Source organism: Paenibacillus agricola, from assembly GCF_011440305.1.
GTDB lineage: Bacteria > Bacillota > Bacilli > Paenibacillales > NBRC-103111 > Paenibacillus_S > Paenibacillus_S agricola.
This window is the reverse complement of record NZ_JAAOIW010000008.1, coordinates 67,816-91,528: the sequence shown is the minus strand read 5'-3', so window position 1 is coordinate 91,528 and position 23,713 is coordinate 67,816. Positions and strand designations below refer to the sequence as shown.

Genomic DNA, 23,713 nt, shown 5'->3' with positions numbered 1-23,713 from the left:
GTCAGGCGAGCCTATTATCATTTTCTTGCTAATTAATTCTAAGAAAGGGTGATTATCAATGTATCGCGTATTAATCGTAGATGATGAACCGGAAATTCGCTTGGGCTTGCGCCTGAAGGCGGATTGGGACAGCCTGCATATGTCCGTTGTTGCTGAGGCAGCCAATGGGATCGAAGCGTTAGAACAGCTGGCAGCCGAAGCCATTGACCTTGTCATTACAGATATGAATATGCCGGTTATGAATGGCGTTTCTTTTCTGGAAAGCTGCCATGAGCAATTTCCGACGCTACGAATTATAGTGATTACGGGCTACGAGGATTTTCATTATGCCAGAGCTGCTGTACGCAATCAGGCAAGGGATTATTTGCTGAAGCCGGTCTCCCAGGATGAGCTGATGGAGGCTCTCCGCAAGGTAGCACAGGAGCTGGATGAGGAGCGGACATTCCTCAACGAACAGGAAACGGTTCGCTGGCGGCTCTCCCAATATTATAAAGAGATGAAGGAGCATTTTATCCTCCATCTCGTCAAGGATGAGATCAGGTCGGCGCAAACGGAGCGTGAACGTTCAGAGCTGTTTCAACTGGACAAGTGGGGTGGACATAGCGTGCGTTTTCTTACTGCCGGATTAAGGGAGCGCAAGGCAGGCGTGAAGCCTTTATCTGATGCAGAGCGCACGCCGGATAAGCTGCGCCTGCCCTTCGAGATGCTTTGCCGCGAATTTGCTGAAACGCAACCACAACGGGTATCGCGGTTACAATCGCAGCCCCAGTCACAGCCCCAGTCGCAGCCAACTCCGCAGTCGCAGACGTCGGATTCGGGGCTGGTGTTGGCGCAGATGAAGCCGCAAGTATTTCTTGACCCTAATTATCCGGGGCTGATCCATTTCATAGCCGCTGCAAGCGACGAAGACGCTACAGCTTCATTTATCGAGGCTTTAAGAGCTTGCATAGCTGAGCATTTGGCATTCGAGCCCGCCATTGCCATGGGACAGCCGGTCACTGGCTTCGCCCAGTGGAAGGAAGGCTACATGTCCTCGCTGGTAGCTTGGAATCTACTGGAAAGCGATGTGGGTATCACCTCGAAGGATTACGCTGAGGGCAGGCCTGTGCTGACGGACGAAGCTGCCAAGATTATGCAGCGCCAGCTGGCTTGCGGCGAGCTTGACGCCTTCAAGCAGGCGATCCATAAAGAGCTGGCCGATGTCTTCTTTGAATCGCAGGTTCAATTCGTAAAGCTGATCCTTCAGCTATACCTGCTGCTGGATTCCCTGGCTCATGCAGCAGGGGTGCCGCTGGACACGGGGGAGCAGCTGTGGGTGCGCCCCGATATGGTGCTGGCGCTCGACACCGTGGAGAAAGCGGAAGGCTTTCTCGTTCAGCTAGGCGAGAAAATCCAGCGGAAAACAAAGGCCAATGCAGAAGATCCCGAGCAATCGATGATCCAGGCCGCGATGCTATTTATCGACAATAATTATATGTATGATTTGAATTTGACGATGCTGGCGGAACGGTTTAACTATAATTCCTCCTATTTCTCCGAGCTCTTTAAAGCGAAGGTGGGCACAACCTTTATCCAATACGTAACTGAGGTACGCATGGCTCACGCTATGCGCCTGCTGCTTGATACACCTCTGAGCTTATGGGATATTGCCGAATTGACGGGCTTCTCCAACGCCAGTTATTTTTCTTCGAAATTTAAACGGCTGTATGGGGTCACACCGTCAGATTTTCGTGCTAATCGAAGCTTACATTCCAGTTCCAGCGCCCGCACAAATCCTGATTTGGGTTCAGGCTCCAGCAACGGTTAATTCCAGCCCATCCGAAAAATTTAATAATGAACTGCCGAAGAAATAGAATTCAATTCGTTGCCCTCTCTCTGTATGATTACTTTACAGTTCGTGGTAACCACGCTGAAAGAACATTTGGATGAGGAGGCCACTATGCAAACTTCGCGCAAATCGACCCTTCACCGACAGAATCGCACAGCTTATTTATTTTTGCTGCCGTGGCTGATCGGTTTTTTCTGTCTTACACTAGGGCCTATGCTCGGTTCGTTATATTTGTCCTTGACCAAATATAATCTGCTATCTTCGCCAAGATGGCTAGGCTTCGACAATTACGTACGGATTTTTACGGATGACAGCATGTTCTACCACTCTTTGAGTTTAACGTTTCAATATGTGTTTTACTCGGTTCCACTTCGTTTGATCTTTGCACTCCTGGTTGCGATGGCTTTGAACAAAGGGATTCGGGCACTCGGGATTTACCGGACGGTCTATTACATTCCTTCATTGCTGGGTGGTAGTGTAGCAATTGCGATCGTGTGGCGGAAAATTTTTGATGGAAACGGCCTGTTCAACCATTTTCTGGGCTGGTTCGGCATTGACGGACCCTCTTGGATTGCGAACCCGAATTACGTGCTGTATACGATTGTGACGTTATCCGTATGGCAATTTGGCTCGGCCATGGTTATTTTTCTCGCTGGCCTCAAGCAAATCCCCGCCGATCTATATGAAGCCTCGCAGGTGGATGGTGCCGGCAAAGTACGCCAGTTTTTTCAAATCACGCTGCCGCTGTTGTCACCGGTTATCTTTTTTAACCTGGTTATGACGATTATTAACTCCTTTCAGGTGTTTACACCGGGATTCGTGATCGGCGATGGGCGCGGTGGTCCGATGGACTCGACGATGTTTTATACCTTATATCTATATTTAAAAGGATTTTCCTTCTTCGATATGGGTTATGCGTCCGCGCTCGCTTGGATTATGCTAATCATTATTGGAGGGTTAACAGCGATTGTGTTTGTTACCTCTAAGTATTGGGTGTTTTATGGCGATGGCAAGGAGGAAAAGGGGTGAGTACACAGATGGCATACAAAACGAATTACGCCCATTGGGTCAAGCATACGATAATTATTGCGTTGGGGTTGGTTATGCTATACCCTGTCTTGTGGCTGCTGAGCAGCTCGTTCAAGCCGAATAACCTGATTTTCTCGGATACAAGCCTCTGGCCGAAGGAATTTACGCTGGCTAATTATATGAATGGCTGGAAGGGATTGCAGGGCATTTCCTTTCTTCGTTTCTTTACCAATTCAGCGCAAATTTCGGTACTGTCCGTGCTCGGCAATGTGATCACTTGCTCCTTGGCGGCCTTTGCTTTTGCCCGTCTTGACTTCAAGTATAAAAAGCTATGGTTCAGTATGATGCTAGTGACGATTATGCTTCCTTACCACGTTACTTTGGTGCCGCAATATATTTTGTACAAAAATTTTGAGTGGATTAATACGTACCTGCCGCTAATCGTGCCGAAATGGCTAGCACATGATTCTTTTTTTATACTGCTGATGGTCCAGTTCATTCGAGGCATTCCCAAGGAGCTTGATGAGAGCGCTACGATTGACGGCTGCGGCCAAGGGCAAATTTATTGGAAAATCATTCTGCCGCTGCTGGTGCCAGCGTTGATTACGACAGCGATCTTTACATTCATTTGGACGTGGGATGATTTCTTCAGCCAAATGATTTATTTGAACAATGTGAAGCTGTTTACCGTGCAGTTGGGTATCCGTTCGCTGTTTGACCCTTCAGGAGAGTCGGATTGGGGCGCTTTGCTTGCCATGTCGGTGCTTTCACTGATTCCGATTTTAACGATTTTTCTGACGTTCCAGCGTTATTTTCTCGACGGTATTGCGACAACGGGTATTAAGTAGCTGTATGGGACGGGATGCAACAACTACGTGTGACCCGAAAAAATTGATAGTCAACTACCGAAGGAATACGATTCATCGCTATAGCGTTATCCATTATGATCGATACACAAGCTTTGAAACCATATAAGGGGGCAAATTGGGATGAAAAAAGGACTATCTTTGGTTGCATTGGCAGCGTTAATGGCTATCACATCGGCATGTGGCGATAGTGGTACAGGCAGTAGCGCGGACGGAGCCCAAACGGGTACTGGAGGTACGGCTGTTAAGGAGGGTGCCAATCAGGAGCCGGTTGAGCTGCGGATCATGTGGTGGGGCGACCAAAAGCGTGCGGATCGTACGAATGAAGCCTTGCGCAAGTTCGAGCAGAAAAACCCGAATATCAAAATCGTCGGCGAATTCGCGCCAAGCTCCGGTTATTTCGATAAGCTGAACACCCAGCTGGCTTCCGGGACGGCACCGGATGTATTTTTCCTCGGTGGCAATGTGGTCGATTATGCGAATAAAGGAGTGCTGCTGGATCTTGGCCCTAATGTGGGCAAAGAGCTCAACTTTACCGATATGGACAAGTCGATGATTGAGTACGGCACGATCAAAGGCAAGCTGCTGCACGTTTCTGCTGGAGCGAATGCCCGCGGCGTTCTGTTGAATACCGAGCTGTTCAAAAAAGCAGGTGTAAGCCTGCCGGGTGAAGGCTGGACATGGGACGATTTCAGTAAAATAAGTAAAGAGCTATCCCAGAAGCTGGGCAAGGACTATTATGGTACTTATGATTTCACCGTCGATGGCATGGATATTTTTTTGAAACAAAACGGCAAGCAGCTCTACGATATGGACGGCGGCAAGCTTGGCTTTGAGCAAAAGGATGTAGAGCCTTGGTTCGCTTATTGGGACCAGCTGCGTAAAGATGGAGGCGTAGTGACGCCGGAGCTTCAAGTATCCAATCCGCCTGGGGATACAAGTAAATCCCTTATTGTTACCGGCAAGGTAGCGATGAGCCTAGTTGCTTCGAATGCACTCGTTGCTCACCAGAACCTGATCAAAGACAGCCTGACGCTAGTTCCATTGCCAAGAGGTGCGAAAGGCACAGCCGTCATCTTCGAATCGAGCCAAGGGATGTCCGGTTACGCCAAAACGAAACATCCCAAGGAAGTAGCACTGTTGATGAATTACTGGATCAACGATGCAGATGCCGCCAAAATTCTCGGCAATGACCGCGGTGTTCCAGTCACAGCTCCGATGCGTGAGCTGTTGAAGAAGGAAGCTACACCTGTAGACCAGATCATATACGAATACACGAGCAAGGTATCGGATGCAGCCAAGAAAGAACCGGTCAAAGTCAGCTACAACCCTCCGGGCTTCACCGAGTACTCCTTGCTGGCGGATACGACCGTACAGGAAATTGGCTTCGGCAAAAAGGATGTTAAAAAAGCCGTTGAGGATTTCTACAATGGCGTTGTGAAAATATTTAACAATAATAAGTAGGCGCCACGAGGGTAAGTAAGTAGGAAGATAATGGGTGAGCACAACAGGAAACGGGCAGTTACTCGGTTAGTATTCGAGTTGCTGCCTGTTCTCCTTCTAGGAGAAACGAAGAAGAAGCTATCATCAATATGCATCCATCCTTGAGAAAAGGCGGTACGGAGAGCTATGAGTGAACGAATAGTGGAACGGTTAAGGCGCAGCAATACGGAGGAAAAGGTTGGCGAGCTGAAGAAGGCCTCAGATCGGGAAGTGCTTGCCGAGTGGAAACGCTCAGGCGTTCGCTTCGCCGCTTCCTCGGAACGCTTCGAAGGCGTGTACGATGCAGCGTTGAGAAAGCTGCTAGACTGTATCGTGCCAACTGGGATCAGTCACAGTGACAGCGATAGCTTTAGCGAGGAGCGCCCGATTCTGCATGAGGGCGGTATCTACCTCGGCTGCTGGCTGGAAAGCACAGGGACAATCAATGCCGAATTATTGTCGCGGTTCATTCCTTCGGTATCGGAAGCATCCTATGAATGCTTCGCTGATTTTCAGCTTGAGGATGGCCAGATGCCCTATAAAATAACGGAGCATGGCGCGGCGTATAGGCAGATCCAGATGGTTACGCCGCTTGCCAGAAGCGTGTGGAACCATTATTTGCTGAATGGGCGCAACAAGTCTTTTTTGCGTAAAATGTACCAGGCCATTGCCCGCTTCGACGAATGGCTGGTTACTTACCGCAATACGAGGGGAAGCGGCTGTGTGGAAGCCTTTTGCACCTTCGATACGGGCCATGATCTATCGCCGCGCTTCTGGCATATTCCCGATACGCCGCATCTTGATGATGCGCGGCAATACAATCCAGATTCGCCGGTGCTCCCGTTGCTGGCGCCAGACTTGACGGCCAATGTATATTGCCAACGCCTCTATTTACAACGCATGGCTGAAGAATTAGGCGAATCCGGCACAGATTGGAACGCCAAGGCGACCGACAGCCTGAACAGCTTATTTAAATATTGCTTTGATGAAGCGGATGCGTTTTTCTACGACCTTGACCGTAATGACAAATTAGTTAGGGTACAATCGGACGTGCTGCTGCGGGTGCTGGCTTGCGAAGTAGGGGATCGCGAATTTTTCGATAACGCCCTGCGGCGTTATTTGTTGAACACGCGCAAGTTTTTTGCCAAATATCCATTTACCTCGATGGCTATGGACGACCCGCGCTTCGATCCGATGTCCAGCTACAATAGCTGGGGGGGCCCGACCAACTTCTTAAGCTTGATTCGTACTCCGCACGCTTTTGAATACCACGGCAGGTTTGTGGAGCTGACTTGGGTGATCCTCCCTATCTTGTCCGCCTTCATGGGTGTGGAGCGTTTTGCCCAAGCCTTGAGCCCGTGGACAGGAAAAGAGGGCTTCACACAGACCTATTCACCTGCTATCCTGTGCCTAGTGGATTTTGTGGAACGACTCTGTGGCATTCTGCCAACGGCAGGTGGAGAGCTCTGGTTCACAGGGCTCGTCCCTTACGCGATGGACCACGGTGAAGAAGTAGCTAATGAAACAGCGTATAGCCGTACGGTGGAGGGTCATGATTTCGAACTAGCCAACACGCGTGAATCCTGCACGATTTATCGCAATGGAGCCATATATCTGCGGTTTCCGAATGGTTTACGTGTTGTCACCGACCGTGAGGGCAGCTTGAAATCGGTCATCGGGATGTCCGTCCGCTTGGTTGAAGGAACGATTCAATACGAAGGCGTGGACTATCCGCTAGCTGTGAAGGGCAACGAAATTCTGCAATTTGCGGATGGAAGGTTTACTAGTGTGTCAGATCCTGGGGTGGTACCGTTGGCTTACCGATAGGGATTGTGAAGGGTAAAGTTACAATTATCGTTTCATTGTGGATTAGGATATGGTTGAAGCAGTCATCGTAGAGAGCCCTCTTTGATGGCTGCTTTTTGTTTGGACGGGTTATCGTTTGGACTCCTGTCTGATGGGGCTCTATATCTGATATAATCATCTAAGGGCATGCCATGGAAGCAATGAGGCTTGAGATGATCATATTCGCAATAATAGGCTTGAGTGGGGGCATCTATGTATACAATTGTAATAGCGGATGATGAAGCCAATGTAAGAGAAGGCATTCGTGATCATATAAACTGGCATGAGCTGGGCTTTGAGGTAGTGGGTGATTTCGAAAATGGCCGAGAGGTGATTGATGCCATGGAGCAGCTTCAACCTGATGTCGTCTTAACTGATATCAATATGCCTTTTGTAGATGGGCTGGAAGTGGCGAGCTTTCTGTTTAATCATTATCCACGAACCAAGGTTATCATTCTAACGGGGTATGATGAATTTGATTACGCCCAGCAGGCGCTAAAGCTGAAGGTGCATGATTATATTTTAAAACCGAACACAGCAGATGAAATTCGCCAAATCTTGATCCGACTCAAAACGGAGATGGATGAGGAGGCACGTAGGACTGAGGATTTAACAAAGCTCAAGGGGAGACTCAAAGAAAGTCTGCCATTAGTGCGGGAGCGCTTTCTGAACCAGCTTATTTCCGGCAACGTGCGTGAGGGAGAGCTTAAGGATAAGCTTGCTTATCTGGAGCTTTCTATAGAGGGCTTGCATATTCTGGTTGCGGTTATCGATGTTGATGATCACGGAGAACTTGAGAAATATTATCCCGAGACCGAAAGCGCCTTGCTTTATTTTGCCGTATACAATATTAGCGAAGAATTGATTGCCAAGCATAACGGGGGAATCGTGTTCCAGAATAACAATGAAAAAACCATCGTAATTTTATCAGGGAGCGAAGTGGAAGCCCTTTATGAAAGCGCTATAAATATCCTTGAACAAATTAATGCTGCGGTTAAAAGCTTTCTGAAATTTACGGTGTCGATTGGTGTAGGCGATGTATGTACAGGCTTGAATAACATTCATCTTTCGCATAAAAGAGCGACGTCCGCACTGGATTACCGGTTTTTGTTGGGCAAAAATCGTGTGATCAGCATCAATGATATTGAAGGCAACGCCAAAGCGCATATGCCCTACAACAAGGTATGGGAAAGTAAGCTCGTGACAGGAATTAAATCGGGAACGCTAGAGGAAACGGAGCTGGTTATTGGTCATATCATACAGAACCTTAAGGAGTCCTATCTGCCGCTTGATCGCTGTTATATTCGTATACAGCAAGTGATGATATCGATTATAGATGCGTTGGACGAGCTGGATATTCGCGAAGATGCTATTGATAGGCTGGAAAGCAACCCTTTGACTGAAATTTATGATTTGAAAACGCTAAATGAGGTAGAGGCGTGGTTGGTTGCTTATTGTCGGAAGGTATCTCTGATGATTTCAGAGAAACGTGATCATTTTGGCCGAGTCCAGATGATGAAGGCAGAAGCTTATATTCAAGCCCATTACGCAGATGAGCTGATATCGCTCGGCTCGGTATGTAAGTATTTAACAATGAGTAAAAGCTATTTCAGCCTCCTTTTTAAAACCTACAATAGTGAAACCTTCATAAGCTTTTTAACAAAGCTCAGGATAGAGAAAGCCAAAGAAATGCTCAAGCAAACCAACCTCAAATCTTATGAAATTGCTGAACGAGTTGGCTATGCGGACCCCCAATATTTTAGTGTAATATTTAAAAAAACGACAGGGATGACCACAACAGAATATCGTAACAAGATTTGACGGAAGGGGCACAGAACGACGATGAATGGGAAGCTCACCTTTGATTTTTTACATTTTAAAAGTATTCAATCGACGATGGCGGTTGCCTTTTCCTGTCTAATTTTGTTTACGACACTTTTTATTGCCTATACGACGTATACGTTATCAACAAATGCCGCAGAGCAAGGCTCCAGAGAGCATACCTCCCAATTAATGGAGCAAGTGAACACTAACATTGAAACCTATATTAGCTATATGGAAAATATATCCCAAATGGTATTTTCTAACTATGATGTTCGCGATTATTTGAAAAACCCAACGCTATCTGGCGTGAGAGACAATGTCGATTTAGAACAACGGATTAGCTCACAGCTTAGCTCTGTTCTTAACACAAGAAAGGATATCTCTTCGATCCTTATATTTGATAATAACGGAGGAATCGTTCCGTATAACGATACTGAGCTCAATCCGTTTGCCGACCCGACGCAGCAAAGCTGGTATAAAAAGGCGATTGAAGCGAATGGCAATGTTGTCATCTCCTCTCCTCATGTGCAAAATGTGATTCGAGAATATAATTGGGTCGTCTCGCTAAGCAGGCAGCTTAGTGATGTGGATGGCAAAAGACTAGGCGTCTTGCTTGTGGATTTGAATTATAATGTCATTAATGATTTATGCAGTAAAATAAAACTCGGTAAAAAGGGTTATATCTTCATACTTGATCAAGAAGGGAATATCGTTTACCATCCCCAGCAGCAGCTGATTTACAGCAACCTTAAACAGGAACAAATTGAACAAGTGATGTCTTCCCAAACGGGTGGCTTCACCACTTCTGAAGGACAAGACAGCCGCATGTATACGATTAATCAGTCGATCAAGGGCTGGAAGATCGTTGGTGTTACTTATGTGGATGAATTAGTTTCGAACAAGAAAGAAATTCAGACTTATATTGTGATGTGGGGGATTGGGCTGATCGGCGTAGCCATACTCATTTCCCTATTTCTATCCTCACGTATTTCCAGACCGATTAAGCAATTGGAGACTTCAATGAAGGAAGTCGAAAAAGGAAATTTTGATATCCAAGTGGTCATTGAAAGCAGGAATGAAATCGGGCAGCTAAGTAAGCGCTTCAATCGAATGACTACCGAGATTAAAGAGCTGATGAGCCAAAATGTCACGGAACAGGAGCTAAAACGTAAAAGTGAATTGAAGGCGCTACAAGCGCAAATTAACCCGCATTTTTTGTATAACACATTGGACTCCATTATTTGGATGGCTGAAGGCAAGAAGTCGGAGGAGGTAGTATTGATGGTGTCCGCGTTAGCCAAATTATTTCGGTTGAGCATTAGCAAAGGACAAGAGGTCATAACGATAGCTAATGAAATGGAACACATAAAAAGTTATTTAACGATCCAAAAAATACGTTATAAAGACAAACTGGATTTTGAGATTGCTGTAAATCCTCAGATTGTATCGAATAAGGTGCTCAAAATTATTTTACAACCGTTGGTGGAAAATGCGATTTATCATGGAATTAAAAATAATGCAGGTGTAGGTACAATTCGCATTACAGGAGAAATTATCGCGCATCGTATTCGTCTTCAGGTAATTGACAATGGGATCGGTATGTCACCGGAGAGTGTTCAACGTATGTTTGAAAAAAACGATAATCCCAGCAGCGGTAGCGGGATAGGGGTAAGTAATGTGAACCAAAGAATACAGCTCTATTATGGTGCAGAGTATGGGATTACTTTTGAAAGTGAATGGGGACAAGGCACAACGGCCAATATTTGGCTGCCAATATTGAAGTAAGGGCGGGGCGAACAATTTGAAGTTGAAGCTTAGTCTGAAAGGCTTATTTCCTATCCTCCTTGCCATTATCGCTGTATGTGCTGTGCTGACTATAATTAAAGTGAATTTAGAAAAGCCTGGAAACAGCCAGCCGCATTTTCTCGTGATGATGAAGTCGATGGATCCCCAGATCGAATTTTGGAAAACCTTTGAGGCCGGAATTGAAGCAGCGAGAAAAGAATTCGATGTGCGGATTGATATGCAGGGGACGGAAAATGAATTTGATGTTGGGGGTCAAATTCGAAAGCTGGAAGAGGCTTTGAAGTCGAAGCCTGATGCAGTTATACTTGTCGCCGCGGACTATGAAGCTTTAGTGCCATGGGCAGAGAAAATTCGTAAGCAAGGAATTCCCTTAGTTATCATTGATTCTGGAATTAACAGTAAGGTTGCAAATAGCTTTATTGCAACCGATAACATAGCTGCGGGCCGTAAAATGGGTGATGTACTGTCGAAGCTGGTGGATCCATCCAAACATATCGCAATAGTTAGTCATGTGCAGGGTTCGTCTACTGCCATTCAAAGGGAACAGGGTGCGAGAAGTGGACTTTCCGAAAATTTTAAAAATTCAGTAGTAGGCACTTACTTTAGTAATGGTTCCCAAGAAAGGGCTTATGAGATTACAAAAAAGCTGTTAAGCGAACGGGGTGATATTGGCGGGATTGCTGGTTTAAATGAAATTTCAACGCTTGGCGCTGCTCAGGCCATTAAGGAATTAGGCTTAAAGGGGCAAGTTAAGTTAGTTGGATTTGATAGCTCGAAGAATGAGATTAAATGGATTGAAGAAGGTGTGATTCAGGCTGTTATTATTCAAAAGCCTTTTAATATGGGTTATTTGGGCATTAAGACGGCTATTGAAGCTTTGAGGGGCAACAAGGTTGAACCGATCATTGATACAGGCTCTGAAATCATCAATATTGCAAATATGTATACGAGTGAAAATCAAAAGCTGCTCTTTCCCTTTTCGAACCCATAATTAAAGGGTTTTGCAGAAATCTGGTTTCTTGATTGCCTTTCTGGACTTCGTGTCCGGTAAGGTTTTTTGTTGTTGATCATTCAATTGTGGAAGATAATCAACCTTTCAAAGAAGATCCTCTATTAATGAAAGCGTTATATAACGGTATGATTACTTCAAGAACCAACCGATTAGGAGTGATCATTGTGAAAGAAGCATTAGTGCATATGGAAGGCATTGAAAAGCACTTTCCAGGCGTTCACGCGCTTAATCAATGCCGTTTTGAATTATTTAGTGGAGAGGTTCATGCATTAGTTGGAGAGAATGGAGCAGGAAAATCCACGCTGATGAAGGTATTGACTGGGGTATATACGAAGGATGCGGGGCAAATTGTCTATAAAGGCAAGGAAATTGAAATCACTACACCCAAGATGGCGCAGGACTTAGGGATCAGTATTATCCATCAGGAGCTCAATCTCATGCCGGACTTAACTGTAGCGCAAAATATTTATATCGGACGTGAGCCCCGGAAAATGTTCAACCTTTTTTTGGATGAGCATGAGCTGAATAGGCGTGCGCAGCAATTGTTTCAGCGCATGAATCTCCAGATGGATCCACGGATTAAAGTGTCGGAGCTAACTGTAGCTAAGCAACAAATGGTCGAGATTGCTAAGGCGTTGTCTTTCCAATCAGAAGTATTGATTATGGATGAGCCGACAGCGGCTTTGACAGATACCGAGATTGACGATTTATTCCGCATTATTCACCAGCTTCGTGATAGCGGTGTTGGTATCGTATACATTTCACATCGAATGGAAGAACTCAAACGAATTACCAACCGCATTACGATTATGCGTGATAGCTGCTACGTGGAGACGCTGGAAACCAAAGACGCAACGATCGATCAAATTATCTCGCTCATGGTAGGTCGAGAGATTTATACCAAGCCAATCGAATCACTGAAACCAACGGATCAAGCGATTGTTTTGGAGGTTAAGCATCTCAATAGAGGTAGTGTTATCAAGGATGTAAGCTTTCAATTGAAGAAAGGTGAAATCCTGGGGTTTGCAGGATTGATGGGCGCAGGCCGTACGGAAGTGGCAAGGGCTATATTTGGTGCAGATCCTCTGGATTCGGGAGAAATCAGCATTCATGGCAGCAAGGTGAGAATTAAAAGTCCTTACGATGCCGTAAAGAACGGCATAGGCTATTTATCGGAAGACCGTAAACGATATGGGCTTCTTGTAGGGATGGATGTGGAAACCAATATTGCCATTTCTTCATACAAAAAATTCAGCAACTGGGGTTGGATGAACAAGGCGCAAAGCCATGCAACTGCAGAGCATTATTCAGAAGCCTTAAAGGTCAAGACACCCAGTGTGAATCAGACTGTACAATTTCTTTCAGGCGGTAATCAACAGAAGGTCGTTATTGCCAAATGGTTGAATCGTGATTGTGAGGTTCTAATCTTCGATGAGCCGACTCGGGGTATTGATATTGGTGCCAAAAGTGAGATTTACAAGCTGCTCGACGACTTGGCGGCGCAAGGAAAATCGATCATTATGATTTCATCGGAATTACCGGAAATACTTCGCATGAGCCATCGCATTTTGGTCATGTGTGAAGGCCGAATTACAGGCGAGTTAAGCAATATTGAGGCTACACAAGAAAAGATAATGATGCATGCAACAAATCGATCGGGGGCGTACTAGCATGAAAACCTTACTGTTAAAAAAACCCATTGCCTTCCAAGCTGGAGCCACACAAAAATTATTGGCTTTTGCCAGTTTGATTTTACTTGTGATCATTTTCTCCATCTCATCCAACAATTTTTTTCAATTTGATAATATTATCGGTATTATGCTCTCAACCGCGGTAATAGGCGTACTCGCCTTGGGCTCAACGTTTGTCATTATTACCGGTGGTATTGATTTAGCAGTAGGAACGGTTATGACATTCTCCGCTGTGATGACAGGTGTGATGATCACGCTTTGGAATTTTCCGATGCCCTTAGGCATTATTGGCGGAATAGCGACAGGTGCACTCTGCGGATTAATCAGCGGATTAGCCGTAGCGAAGATGAATATTCCGCCTTTTATTGCAACGTTAGCGATGATGATGATTACCAAAGGCTTGTCGCTGGTTATATCGGGAACGAAGCCGATTTATTTCAATGATACGCCAGGATTTACGGATATTTCCATGGGGTCGGCGATAAACGCTATGATTCCTGGATTAGAGATTCCGAATGCCATTATCATCTTTCTAGGCGCGGCGATTATTGCCAGCATCATCTTAACGAAAACGATTATCGGGCGTTATAACTTCGCCTTGGGCAGCAATGAAGAGGCGACTCGGCTCTCAGGAGTCAGCGTGAATTTTTGGAAAACGGCGATTTATACGCTTACAGGCGTATTTAGCGGTATAGCCGGCATTATGATTGCTTCACGGTTAAATTCGGCACAGCCCGCCCTGGGCCAGGGCTACGAGCTTGAGGCGATTGCAGCCGTTGTGATTGGCGGCACATCGTTAAGCGGTGGAAAAGGGTCGATTATGGGAACGGTAATCGGGGCTTTAATTATGAGTGTATTAACGAATGGCTTGCGTATCCTTTCGGTTAAGCAGGAATGGCAAACGGTTATCGTTGGATTAGTCGTTATCATTGCGGTATATGCGGATATTCTCCGTCGTCGTAAAAAATAAGGTAGTCCCTCCCATCGGGAGTTCTATAAAAAAATCATGTAAGGGGAGATTAAGTTGAAAATTCAAAAAAACCTACTCATCTTGGTATTTATGTTCCTATTTGCCATCGTATTGGCAGCTTGTGGCACTAATAAGACAGAGGAAGTTGGGAAGTCAGCAGTGCCCGCTGTAGCACCTGCACCAGCAGCTACAGCACCAGCAGCTCCAGATGCGAAAAAAGCAGATAAAATGTACATTCCCGTTATCTCCAAAGGCTTTCAGCATCAATTCTGGCAGGCAGTTAAGCTTGGAGCTGAAAAAGCAGCCAAAGAATTAGATGTGACGATTACATTCGAAGGTCCAGAAACCGAAGCCCAGGTGGATAAGCAAATCGAAATCCTTACAGCAGCGCTAGGCAAGAAACCAAGTGCCATTGCCTTTGCTGCATTAGATAGCAAAGCGGCTGTTCCTTTATTAGAGAAAGCCAAGGCTGCCAAAATCCCAGTCGTTGGATTCGACTCAGGTGTAGATAGCGATATTCCAGTAGCTACGGCAGCTACAGACAATATCGCAGCAGCAGGTCTTGCAGCGGATAAAATGGCAGGGCTCATTAATAACGAAGGCGAAGTAGCTGTTATCGTTCATGACCAAACAAGCCGTACAGGGATTGACCGCCGCGATGGTTTCGTGAACAGAATCAAAAGTAAATACCCAAACATTAAAATCGTCGATATCCAATATGGCGGCGGCGATCAATTAAAATCAACGGATCTTACCAAAGCAATCATTCAAGCACATCCGAACGTAAAAGGGATTTTTGGCGCCAACGAAGGGTCGGCAATTGGTGTATTGAACGCAGTTACCGAATTGAAGAAGGATAAAATTATTGTGATTGGTTATGATTCAGGCAAACAACAAATGGATGCAATCAAGAGTGGTAAAATGGCTGGCGCGATCACGCAAAATCCGATTGGCATTGGCTATGAATCGGTGAAAGCAGCGGTGAAAGCGGTCAAGGGTGAAAAGGTCGAGAAGAATATTGATACCGGCTTCTTCTGGTATGACAAAACCAATATCGATTCACCGGAAATCAAAGGTGTTCTCTATAATTAGTAAGGCAATAATAGCGCTGTAACAAACAGGTTGATAAAAGGGGCTGTCTTATTGAAGACGGCTCCTTTTCTTGATTTGTTTTCGCTCCTTTTTGTTCATTAGGATCACAATCTTTGTCGTAAGCTATATCTTCCTCTACACTGAGGCATTATGAATCGTGGGGACGTATCCCTAAAGTTGAGAGAGCGGCAAATGGGTACCGAATTTACACGAAGGGACATGCTGAGGCTTTATTTATCTGCGTTTAGTTGAGCTGCCGCCAAGTAATCAATATGCTTTTTGACCTCCATCCAATTGGAAGCACGAAATACCAAGTCATGAGTAATTGCCAAATTATAAGGCTGCTCATATAAAATAACTGGCTTATTGACTAGGGCAAACTCCTCAGCATAGTGGGGGCCATCATCAATCAATACATCGACCTTAGCGTGGATACACGCTTGGAGTTTGTTTTCAATCAGCGTAATATGATGATAATTAATTTTATGGTGCTGAAGCCACTTAATAGTAACCTCACGAAAAAGTAAGGGTCGGGCAGTAATAATAGATATTTGATGCTGGTCAAATAGCTCCTGCAAGATTTCTACTGCCATGGGTAGGGGCGATGAGTTCCAGTGAATATCATGACCGTATTGACTATAAATCGTGTCGCGTTCTGCCTTATCCCAGCCATATAAACGGTATAAATAAAAATCATTAACATCCTCAGGTGTTAATGATAATCCAGACGCAATATTATAGTAATGTAAAAAGGATGAAGTGGCATCAAGAATGGTATTGTCTAAATCGATTCCAATATGCAAGGGCAAGCTCCTATCTAAAATCTGGATTTTTTAGTAAATTGATTATACCATTGAAAGGGAAGGGCTTGTATTCATTTTATGATGGCAGATAGACGTATGAGGTGCTATATGGAAGCTTTACAAGTAAGCATACAAGGGTTTCTTTTTTCATTATCACTGTGCCTTGATCTGGGGATGGTCAATGTAGCCATTATGAGAACAGGGATGGAGCGAGGGTTCAGGCATTCATTTATGATCGGGTTTGGTTCTTGTTTTGGGGATTTGCTCTATCTTTTACTGGCTCTTATCGGGGTCAGCGTCATATTCGAAATCATAGTAATCAAATGGTTGTTATGGTTGGTAGGTTCGGTTTTCTTATTATACTTGGCTATCAAAATGCTGCGAGATACATGGAAGCCTAGACCCTTACAGGCAGGACAAGCTGGAATTGTTCACAAATCTCTTATTAAGGAGGGGGTAGCTGGCTTTGGCTTAGCCATTGCGTCTCCTTCGGTTATCACTTGGTTTGCACTGGTTGCAGGACCGATCGTTGCAGGAATGAACCTTTCCTATAAGGGGGCGTTGCTTTACTTTGTTGCCGGTTTTTTTGCTGCGGGGTTAGGTTGGTCACTTGCAGTGGCCTCCGCGAGTAGTTTATCTGGTAGGTTATTTCAAAAATCCATGATGAGAGTGTTATCCTTCCTCTCCGCATTACTGTTTTTGTATTTTGCCATAAAGGTTTTTTGGCAGGGCTTGTCCGATGTTGCCGGCTGGCGGTAGTGACCCTTTGCAACAAACCCAACAGAGTAACATGAAAAATAAGTTTTTCAAGAATCGAAGGAGTGAAGGCTCGATACAGCATCTGGCTTCGCCGAAGCTATCGGTATGCTCAAATATACCACAGTGCCCAAGCCCTCTTTACTGCGTATGGTAATTCCATAGGCTTCCCCATAAGCCAGCTTTAAGCGTTTGTTGGTATTGAAAAGCCCGATATGCTCCGAATATTCGTGCTCCATCTCGATATTTTTTCTGAGCATCTGAAGTGTATCTTTGTTCATCCCCAAACCGTTGTCCACGATCGTTATTCGCAGTATCGATTCCATAAGCTTGATTTTGATCTTAATTAGGCCGGGTCCTTCTTTTTCCTTAATACCATGATAAATACTGTTTTCTATAAAAGGCTGAAGCAGCAGCTTCATAACCCTGAAGCCTATTACCTTGGGGTCATAGTCCCACACAATATCAAATTTATCCTCGTACCGATACTTCTGAATTTCGAGGTAGCTCTTTAAATTTTTGATTTCGGTTTGTAAGGAAACCCGCTCTTCGGGATCGGTTAAGGAATATCTAAGAATCTCGGATAAATTATCAATAATTTTTGTGACTTGGTTTGGCTTGCCTGTCAGTGCGATCGTTTCCCAATTCACGGCCTCCAACGTGTTAAATAAAAAGTGCGGGTTGATTTGCGATTGTAAAGCCGTGAACTGAGCTACCTGCAGTTTGTATCTTCGCTCAGAGAGCTGGACCTTCAAATAGCTTTGCTCAATAAACGTTTTGACGATATTTTGCACGATATATCCGTACTCATCCTGAATCCGGTCAGGCAACAAGGGCAACGGGTTTCCTTTTTCAGCAGAATCAATGATATGGATGATATTGGAAATTTGATTATAACGATTTCGCGTTAAATAAAAGGCAATAGCCAAACCGAGCACAAACGAAATAAGCAGCAACAGCATCGTGATTTGAATAATCCGAAACGGTACCTCGTATAGAGCCCGCTGGGGAACGATCGAAATATATTTCCAGCCGTAGCGGGCGGAATTCAGCTGGGAAACGATATACGATTCATTCCCTTCCTCAAGCGTATAAAAGGCCTGATTCGATTGATTAATCGTTTCTAGCTTCAAATCCTTAAGGTATTCAGGCTGACGGTTGCTAAAAATAATTTGATTGTGCTCATTCACAACCAGAATACATTGTTCTGGAAAGGTAGATAGGGACTTCAAAACATTTTCAATATAATTCGGGCGAATATTAAGAACAATAACACCGTTCGTTGATTGAATACGTTGATAGATCGTTACAATAGGCGTAGACAGGGGCTCAAACTCGAACTGCTTGACCTTGCGCGGCTCAATCCACAACTTCACCTGCGCGTCCTTCTGGATAAACTGCGTATACCACTCCTTGTCATAGTACGTTTGTAAATCGGATAGCCCTAGATTGGAGGAAATAAACCGACCGTTGGTATTAGGCATATAGATGTAAAAAGAATCGATATAAGGCCGGGCATTGACCGGAGCGCTCAGAAAGCTTTTGAGAATATCATAGGTGATTAGCTCCTCGTGGGTCAGCGAGCTATTTTTCAAAATGGAGCTTAGCGCTTCGACGACCTTCAAATCATTGCCGTACACGAGACTCATCGGATCGGTTTCACTGAGGATCAATTCTATATTCTCTTTCGTCTGCTTGAGCACGTTAACCGAGTTTTTATTGATATCTTCCTTGATATAATTTTGTGTAATGAGAATAGAAAGTGTTCCCAGAATCGTAAGCGGAATCAGCAAGGGAAGAAGGAACATGGATAAATGCTTGATAAAAAACTTGATTTTCATGTGCTCGCCTTCCATTCTTTACGATTCATCTGGATTTATGCATGCTGGCGTTAATGAGGGGAATCGCGAAACTCACGAGGGCTTTTGCCGAAGTAGAGCTTAAAGGCTCTGGAGAAATTTTTGGCATTATCGTAGCCGACAGCACTGCCAATTTCGTAGGATTTATAAGAAATGTCTTTTAAAAGCTCCGCGGCTTTTTCCATTTTTACAGAAATCACATATTGAGAGAAATTTTGTCCTGTCCACTTTTTGAAATATTTACTGAGATAGTACAAATTCATATGGAACAAGCTGGCCACTTCTTCCAGAGTCACATCCTTATAGCCTTCCATGATATGGGCTTTAATAGCAGCGATCTTCTTTTCGTGGTAGCCCTGCTCCTCTACTGGAAGATCTGCTGGGGCCTCTGGTGGCTGAATGGATACGTCGGGCGCAAGAGGTAAGGGAATAGCCAACTCCTGCTGTCGCTCCCGATCCAGCTCATCCTTGATTCGGGTGAAGGTTTCCAGCAGCTCCTCATACTTCGTAGGCTTAATAATATAGCTTTTAACCCCATATAAAAGCGCCTTCTGCGCGTAATCAAATTCTTTATAGCCAGTCAGAAAGACGACCTTCACCTTGATCGCCCTGCTGAACAGCTCCTGGGCAAGCTCTATGCCTGACATAACCGGCATTTTGATATCACTAAGCACGACATCCACATGCTGCTTCAGGACGATATCGAGCGCTTGCTTGCCATTTTTCGCTTGCCCGACAATTTCGAAGCCGATTTCGTTCCAGGGGAAATAGTTGCAGATGCCGTTTCTTATTTTCGTCTCATCATCAACGACCAGCAGTGTGTACATAAGGAACCTCCTCCGCACAGATTGTGTGTGACTTATTATAGAGGAACGAGGAACAGCACACAATATAATAACAAATAATGAAAACAAATAACAAATTAGGCACCCTTATTCAGTTTGCCTGCTTCAATATTATAGACAAATATTCAAACCTTTTGCCAAATCAGGTGGATTTTAAGTGCGTGGGGTCATTGCTATAATAGAACCTGTAAGTGCTTGCAGCGGAATAATAGAACAAGAAGGGGATTAGAATATGAATCACTTGAAGAAATTATGGGGCTCAGCAGTTGTTATTTCCTTGCTCTCAACCAGTTTAGCAGGTTGTGGAGGCGCATCCGATCCAGCCCAGGGTACAGGCCAAGTAGATAGCAACCAACCGGTTACTTTAAGGTTTGCCTGGTGGGGGAGCGATTCTCGTCACAAAGCAACTTTGGAAGTGATTAATATGTATAAAGCGAAAAATCCGAATGTGACCATTGAGGCCGAATACGGCGGCTTTGACGGCTACGAGCAAAAAATAAAAACACAGCTGGCGGGAGGCACAGCACCTGATCTGCTCCAGTTGGATCAGCCGTGGTTATCCGAGCTGGGAAGCGGCACTGAGCTTCTACTGGATTTCAACAGCCAACAGACGTTCGATCTTAAAGGCTTTGATGCCACCTATCTGAAAAATTTCACAACCTACAATAACAAGATCATCGGTGTGCCGATGGGTACAAACGGCCGTACTTTAGTCTTTAACAAAACACTTGCGGACAAGCTGGGCATTAAGGCTGACCAGGTCTGGACCTGGGACAGCGTGCTTGAAGAGGGCAAGAAGCTTCATGAAAAGGATAGCAAAATGTATCTGATGAACTCCGATCTAGGTGTGGTTCAGGTGATGTTCTCATCCATGCTCAGACAAAGGACGAACAGTCCAATGGTCAAGGATGATTACACACTGGCGTTCACCAAAGAACAAGCAGCCGAAGCCTTCGATTGGATACAAAAGGCTTATAAAGTCGGCGTATTTCAGCCGCTCGGAGAAACCCAGTTATTTTCAGGAAAAACCGACCAAAATCCTAAATGGATTAATCAGGAGCTGATAGCCATTGAAGGCTGGAGCAGCGAGGTAATCAAATTTAAGGATACACTGCCTAAAGGCACAGAAATCCAATCCGTGCTGCCTGCAGCTTACAAGGATTCCAAGACAGGTGCTGCCGTTATCCGTCCCTCGATGGTGCTTAGTGTGAATAAGCAATCGAAGAACCAGGAGGAAGCCCTTAAGTTCGTAAACTGGATGCTGAGCGATACGGAGGCTGCAAAAGTACTTGGAGATGTGCGGGCCGTGCCTGCTCTGGAAGCTGCCAAAAAGGCTATTGTTGATGCGAATAAATTGGATAAAAATGTAGCGGATGCTGTTGATTTGGCAGCCAAAAACCAAGCCGTGCCGGATAATGCGATTACGCAGAATTCACAGCTGGGCGATATTGTGAAGGACATTATCCAAAAAGTCGCTTTTGAAAAGACTACACCTGCCCAAGCAGCCGATGAGCTGATCAAGCGATACACGGATAAGCTGAAAGAATTGAAAAAGTAATTTTGCACGGATAACGAGGTGAGGAAAAATGGCAACTACGAAACCTACTGTTAAAATAAAGAGAAAACACCAATATGTCGGCCTGCTTTACATTAGCCCATGGATTCTGGGCTTCCTATGCTTGGAACTATATCCGTTTCTGATGTCCTTTTACTACTCTTTCACATCATTTGATCTCATCAACCCGCCCAAATTCATCGGTTTCAAAAATTACATCGACATGTTTACGAAGGATGAGATGTTCTACAAATCCTTAAAGGTTACGCTCATTTACACGCTGATTGCAGTTCCTGCTAAGCTGGCGTTCGCCTTGTTCGTTGCGGTGGTTTTGACAACCAAGCTGCGAAGCGTGAATATATTTCGAACCGTTTATTATTTGCCCTCTATTCTTGGAGGAAGTGTAGCCATCGCCGTCCTGTGGAGGTTTCTGTTCATGAAGGACGGAATCGTTAACCAGATGTTGGCTACGGTCCATATCCCAGGTGTGGATTGGCTTGGCAATCCGGATATTGCTCTGTACACAATCTCCATGCTGAATGTATGGCAGTTTGGCTCATCGATGGTATTGTTCCTAGCGGGATTAAAGCAGGTTCCAAGCGAACTGTATGAGGTAGGGCGAGTGGATGGAGCTTCCAAAATACGGATGTTTTTTTCGGTCACCTTGCCTTTGTTGACGCCCATCATTTTGTTTAATTTGATTATGCAAATCGTCAACGCATTTCAGGAGTTTACGGGTGCTTTCGTAATTTTGCCTGACGGCGGGCCGCTTAAATCGACTTATCTATTCGGGATGAAGATTTATGATGAAGGCTTCAAGTTTTTGAAAATGGGTTATGCGTCCTCGCTTTCCTGGGTGTTGTTCGCCATTATTATGATCTTCACGGCCCTCGTGTTCAAATCGTCCTCCCAATGGGCCCATTATGAAGATGGAGGCGATAAGCGATGAAATCGGAATCGGTTAGAAACTCAATTACGTTCCTGTTGATGTGCTTATTTGGTCTCATTATGATTTATCCATTAATATGGCTGTTCACGGCATCCTTCAAATCTAACGAAGAAATATTCGGCTCGCTCAGCCTGTGGCCAGATCGTTTTCTATGGGATGGTTATCAAAAGGGCTGGGTAGGCTCCGGTCAATATTCGTTTAGCTTGTTCTTTATCAACACGTTCAAGCTCGTTATCCCTACCGTGGTCTTTACGGTGTTGTCCAGTACCATCGTTGCCTATGGCTTTGCCAGATTTAACTTTCCATTCAAACGGCTGTTGTTCTCCTTGATGATATCAACGTTAATGCTGCCGAATGCCGTAGTCATTATTCCTAAATATATTTTGTTCAAAAACCTGGGCTGGTTGAACAGCTATCTGCCTTTTATTGTTCCAGCCATGCTTGCGACCAGTGCTTTTTTCATCTTTATGATCATTCAATTTTTCCGCGGCCTGCCGAGGGAGCTGGATGAGTCGGCCAAAATGGATGGCTGCAATTCTTTCACCATTCTTGTCCGTATTCTGCTCCCTTTGTCGATGCCGGCCTTAATTTCAGCAGCGATCTTCCAGTTTATATGGACGTGGAACGATTTCTTCAATTCCCTGATCTACATTACCAGTGTAAAAAAATTCACCGTGGCGCTTGGATTGCGCATGGCGCTCGATAATTCGACCAGCGTAGCCTGGAACCAAGTGCTGGCCATGTCGGTAGTCGCTGTAATTCCTTGTATTCTGGTGTTCTTCTTTGCACAAAAATACTTTGTGGAGGGTATCTCCACCACGGGTATTAAAGGTTAAGGGGTGAGGCTGTCCCACACACTCATCTGAAATGATGAAAAAAACGAAAACAGGTTGGGCAGAGGATGATTCTGCCTAACCTGTTTTCGTTTTTCGTCCACAGCTGCTGCCTTGAGCAGATTATGGGCAAGCGAAAGCTAGCCTACCTCCACGCTCACTTTAGGTAAGCCACCCATCATTCCCCGTATTCTAAAGCCACCTTTACGACAAGTTTTTTCACTGGCAGCGGATCTTTTACGGCGATGCAAGCCATATGTACATCCTGTGGCGCAAGGATGGTGAAATAGCCTGCCGCCAGCTCGAAAAAGCTCCCGTTCCCCGCATACAAAGCAAAGTCGGTCGCCGCGTCATAGGCCGTGGATATCTCCATCCGTTCAATGGGTGCGACACCCATCAGCTCCGTACCTTGCGTTACATACTGCACGTCAAAATAACGATGATGCGCTTCCCATACGCCGGCCTGAAGCGGTCTGCTTTCATATTGCTGCACCAGTACAAACATCCGGCTGCCGTCAATTTCATATTTGCCTGGCTCCAAGGCAGCTGTCGGCTTCTCCTGCAACAATCGCAGCGCCTTGGCGATTCCCGGATGGATACCGTAGTACAGGGAAGCGTTGCTCATACTATCGAAAATCATCATTCAATCATCCTTTCCCGAATCTGAT

Annotated in this window: 20 protein-coding genes; 16 read left to right on the top strand and 4 right to left on the bottom strand. The window is 45.1% G+C overall.

Going from position 1 to position 23,713, the window contains the following annotated elements:
• Nucleotides 1-58 precede the first annotated feature (58 nt).
• The 12 genes from G9U52_RS21225 (at nucleotide 59) to G9U52_RS21170 (ending at nucleotide 15,693) form a co-directional block, all read left to right on the top strand.
• Nucleotides 59-1,807, top strand: coding sequence for a response regulator transcription factor (locus tag G9U52_RS21225; protein WP_166152661.1), 1,749 nt, complete (start codon nucleotides 59-61; stop codon nucleotides 1,805-1,807).
• A 132-nt stretch (nucleotides 1,808-1,939) separates the two neighbouring features.
• Nucleotides 1,940-2,857, top strand: coding sequence for a carbohydrate ABC transporter permease (locus tag G9U52_RS21220; RefSeq protein WP_166152660.1), 918 nt, complete (start codon nucleotides 1,940-1,942; stop codon nucleotides 2,855-2,857).
• 8 nt (nucleotides 2,858-2,865) lie between these two features.
• Nucleotides 2,866-3,705 (top strand): carbohydrate ABC transporter permease, encoded by an 840-nt coding sequence (locus G9U52_RS21215; RefSeq protein WP_166152876.1) that lies wholly within the window; start codon nucleotides 2,866-2,868, stop codon nucleotides 3,703-3,705.
• Nucleotides 3,706-3,846: 141 nt separating this feature from the next.
• On the top strand, nucleotides 3,847-5,187 hold the full coding sequence (locus G9U52_RS21210; RefSeq protein ID WP_166152659.1) for an ABC transporter substrate-binding protein: 1,341 nt from the start codon (nucleotides 3,847-3,849) through the stop codon (nucleotides 5,185-5,187).
• Nucleotides 5,188-5,352: 165 nt separating this feature from the next.
• Complete coding sequence (locus G9U52_RS21205; protein ID WP_166152658.1) at nucleotides 5,353-7,032, top strand: MGH1-like glycoside hydrolase domain-containing protein; 1,680 nt, start codon at nucleotides 5,353-5,355, stop codon at nucleotides 7,030-7,032.
• A 231-nt stretch (nucleotides 7,033-7,263) separates the two neighbouring features.
• The gene (locus G9U52_RS21200; protein ID WP_166152657.1) at nucleotides 7,264-8,871 is read left to right on the top strand and encodes a response regulator; all 1,608 of its coding nucleotides are present in this window, start codon (nucleotides 7,264-7,266) and stop codon (nucleotides 8,869-8,871) included.
• A gap of 21 nt (nucleotides 8,872-8,892) precedes the next feature.
• The gene (locus G9U52_RS21195; protein ID WP_166152656.1) at nucleotides 8,893-10,659 is read left to right on the top strand and encodes a cache domain-containing sensor histidine kinase; all 1,767 of its coding nucleotides are present in this window, start codon (nucleotides 8,893-8,895) and stop codon (nucleotides 10,657-10,659) included.
• A 16-nt stretch (nucleotides 10,660-10,675) separates the two neighbouring features.
• Nucleotides 10,676-11,671 (top strand): substrate-binding domain-containing protein, encoded by a 996-nt coding sequence (locus tag G9U52_RS21190; RefSeq protein WP_243767479.1) that lies wholly within the window; start codon nucleotides 10,676-10,678, stop codon nucleotides 11,669-11,671.
• 146 nt (nucleotides 11,672-11,817) lie between these two features.
• Complete coding sequence (locus tag G9U52_RS21185; RefSeq protein ID WP_207953112.1) at nucleotides 11,818-13,362, top strand: sugar ABC transporter ATP-binding protein; 1,545 nt, start codon at nucleotides 11,818-11,820, stop codon at nucleotides 13,360-13,362.
• 1 nt (nucleotide 13,363) lies between these two features.
• A complete protein-coding gene (locus G9U52_RS21180) occupies nucleotides 13,364-14,353 on the top strand; it encodes an ABC transporter permease (RefSeq protein ID WP_166152654.1) in 990 nt (329 codons plus the stop codon).
• Between the two features lie 90 nt (nucleotides 14,354-14,443).
• Nucleotides 14,444-15,445: an ABC transporter substrate-binding protein gene (locus G9U52_RS21175; protein ID WP_166152874.1), complete on the top strand. Its 1,002-nt coding sequence runs from the start codon at nucleotides 14,444-14,446 to the stop codon at nucleotides 15,443-15,445.
• Between the two features lie 125 nt (nucleotides 15,446-15,570).
• On the top strand, nucleotides 15,571-15,693 hold the full coding sequence (locus G9U52_RS21170; protein WP_166152873.1) for a MerR family DNA-binding transcriptional regulator: 123 nt from the start codon (nucleotides 15,571-15,573) through the stop codon (nucleotides 15,691-15,693).
• Here G9U52_RS21170 and G9U52_RS21165 read toward each other — a convergent pair.
• The gene (locus tag G9U52_RS21165) at nucleotides 15,676-16,248 is read right to left on the bottom strand and encodes a 5' nucleotidase, NT5C type (RefSeq protein WP_166152653.1); all 573 of its coding nucleotides are present in this window, start codon (nucleotides 16,246-16,248) and stop codon (nucleotides 15,676-15,678) included. The two genes, G9U52_RS21170 and G9U52_RS21165, sit on opposite strands and share 18 nt — an antisense overlap.
• A 108-nt stretch (nucleotides 16,249-16,356) precedes the next feature.
• Between G9U52_RS21165 and G9U52_RS21160 the strand changes: the two genes are divergently transcribed.
• A complete protein-coding gene (locus tag G9U52_RS21160) occupies nucleotides 16,357-17,007 on the top strand; it encodes a LysE family translocator (protein ID WP_166152652.1) in 651 nt (216 codons plus the stop codon).
• A 47-nt stretch (nucleotides 17,008-17,054) separates the two neighbouring features.
• On the opposite strand, the gene G9U52_RS21155 is transcribed toward G9U52_RS21160, so the two are convergent.
• Together G9U52_RS21155 and G9U52_RS21150 are read right to left on the bottom strand one after the other, a co-directional pair.
• Nucleotides 17,055-18,845 carry a sensor histidine kinase gene (locus tag G9U52_RS21155; RefSeq protein WP_166152651.1) on the bottom strand — a complete coding sequence of 597 codons (1,791 nt, stop codon included), beginning with the start codon at nucleotides 18,843-18,845 and terminating at the stop codon, nucleotides 17,055-17,057.
• Between the two features lie 50 nt (nucleotides 18,846-18,895).
• Entirely contained in the window at nucleotides 18,896-19,690 is a 795-nt protein-coding gene (locus tag G9U52_RS21150) for a response regulator transcription factor (RefSeq protein WP_166152650.1), read from the bottom strand.
• 250 nt (nucleotides 19,691-19,940) lie between these two features.
• On the opposite strand from G9U52_RS21150, the gene G9U52_RS21145 reads away from it, so the two are divergent.
• Genes G9U52_RS21145 through G9U52_RS21135 form a run of 3 tightly spaced genes read left to right on the top strand, consistent with a single transcriptional unit; the run spans nucleotide 19,941 to nucleotide 23,048 of the window.
• Complete coding sequence (locus G9U52_RS21145; RefSeq protein ID WP_166152649.1) at nucleotides 19,941-21,266, top strand: ABC transporter substrate-binding protein; 1,326 nt, start codon at nucleotides 19,941-19,943, stop codon at nucleotides 21,264-21,266.
• A 28-nt stretch (nucleotides 21,267-21,294) separates the two neighbouring features.
• A complete protein-coding gene (locus G9U52_RS21140) occupies nucleotides 21,295-22,212 on the top strand; it encodes a carbohydrate ABC transporter permease (protein ID WP_166152648.1) in 918 nt (305 codons plus the stop codon).
• Nucleotides 22,209-23,048, top strand: a complete 840-nt coding sequence (locus tag G9U52_RS21135) for a carbohydrate ABC transporter permease (RefSeq protein WP_166152647.1) — start codon at nucleotides 22,209-22,211, stop codon at nucleotides 23,046-23,048. Before G9U52_RS21140 ends, G9U52_RS21135 begins: the two co-directional genes overlap by 4 nt.
• 175 nt (nucleotides 23,049-23,223) lie before the next feature.
• Here G9U52_RS21135 and G9U52_RS21130 read toward each other — a convergent pair whose 3' ends face one another.
• Complete coding sequence (locus G9U52_RS21130; protein ID WP_166152646.1) at nucleotides 23,224-23,688, bottom strand: NanQ anomerase/TabA/YiaL family protein; 465 nt, start codon at nucleotides 23,686-23,688, stop codon at nucleotides 23,224-23,226.
• Nucleotides 23,689-23,713 lie beyond the last annotated feature (25 nt).

Excerpts from the sequence above, each read along its gene's own strand:
- G9U52_RS21225 (WP_166152661.1), top strand. The coding sequence starts at position 59 with ATGTATCGCGTATTAATCGTAGATGATGAACCGGAAATTCGCTTGGGC.
- G9U52_RS21220 (WP_166152660.1), top strand. The coding sequence starts at position 1,940 with ATGCAAACTTCGCGCAAATCGACCCTTCACCGACAGAATCGCACAGCT.
- G9U52_RS21215 (WP_166152876.1), top strand. The coding sequence starts at position 2,866 with ATGGCATACAAAACGAATTACGCCCATTGGGTCAAGCATACGATAATT.
- G9U52_RS21210 (WP_166152659.1), top strand. The coding sequence starts at position 3,847 with ATGAAAAAAGGACTATCTTTGGTTGCATTGGCAGCGTTAATGGCTATC.
- G9U52_RS21205 (WP_166152658.1), top strand. The coding sequence starts at position 5,353 with ATGAGTGAACGAATAGTGGAACGGTTAAGGCGCAGCAATACGGAGGAA.
- G9U52_RS21200 (WP_166152657.1), top strand. The coding sequence starts at position 7,264 with ATGTATACAATTGTAATAGCGGATGATGAAGCCAATGTAAGAGAAGGC.
- G9U52_RS21195 (WP_166152656.1), top strand. The coding sequence starts at position 8,893 with ATGAATGGGAAGCTCACCTTTGATTTTTTACATTTTAAAAGTATTCAA.
- G9U52_RS21185 (WP_207953112.1), top strand. The coding sequence starts at position 11,818 with ATGATTACTTCAAGAACCAACCGATTAGGAGTGATCATTGTGAAAGAA.
- G9U52_RS21180 (WP_166152654.1), top strand. The coding sequence starts at position 13,364 with ATGAAAACCTTACTGTTAAAAAAACCCATTGCCTTCCAAGCTGGAGCC.
- G9U52_RS21175 (WP_166152874.1), top strand. The coding sequence starts at position 14,444 with ATGTTCCTATTTGCCATCGTATTGGCAGCTTGTGGCACTAATAAGACA.
- G9U52_RS21160 (WP_166152652.1), top strand. The coding sequence starts at position 16,357 with ATGGAAGCTTTACAAGTAAGCATACAAGGGTTTCTTTTTTCATTATCA.
- G9U52_RS21155 (WP_166152651.1), bottom strand. The coding sequence starts at position 18,845 with ATGAAAATCAAGTTTTTTATCAAGCATTTATCCATGTTCCTTCTTCCC.
- G9U52_RS21150 (WP_166152650.1), bottom strand. The coding sequence starts at position 19,690 with ATGTACACACTGCTGGTCGTTGATGATGAGACGAAAATAAGAAACGGC.
- G9U52_RS21145 (WP_166152649.1), top strand. The coding sequence starts at position 19,941 with ATGAATCACTTGAAGAAATTATGGGGCTCAGCAGTTGTTATTTCCTTG.
- G9U52_RS21140 (WP_166152648.1), top strand. The coding sequence starts at position 21,295 with ATGGCAACTACGAAACCTACTGTTAAAATAAAGAGAAAACACCAATAT.
- G9U52_RS21135 (WP_166152647.1), top strand. The coding sequence starts at position 22,209 with ATGAAATCGGAATCGGTTAGAAACTCAATTACGTTCCTGTTGATGTGC.
- G9U52_RS21130 (WP_166152646.1), bottom strand. The coding sequence starts at position 23,688 with ATGATGATTTTCGATAGTATGAGCAACGCTTCCCTGTACTACGGTATC.